At 63.9% G+C, this 233-nt stretch carries 1 protein-coding gene; it reads right to left on the bottom strand.

The features are described from left to right. Positions 1-233 (bottom strand): cytosine permease (locus J5M56_RS26535; RefSeq protein WP_207938257.1); only part of this gene is annotated, 233 nt, incomplete at both ends.

Here is a 233-nt window from a genome sequence, read left to right on the forward strand (position 1 = left end):
GGATATGGATGAAGCGGTAGCCGATCACCCCGATGGCGGTGGCGCTCAACGCCCCGATCACGATCGCACCCGGCATTGGCACACTGGGGGCGATGCCGTGGATGGTCTTGCCCGCCAGCACGATGTTGGAGGCGAAGAAGCCGATGTACATCACCCCGGCGATCACCACCACCAGTAACGCGCCGAGGGTGCCGAACTGAGCGCGGCTCTGGATCATTTGCGGGATGCCCATC

It is taken from the genome of Pseudomonas sp. 51_B, from assembly GCF_017491595.1.
In the GTDB taxonomy this organism is placed as follows: domain Bacteria; phylum Pseudomonadota; class Gammaproteobacteria; order Pseudomonadales; family Pseudomonadaceae; genus Aquipseudomonas; species Aquipseudomonas promysalinigenes.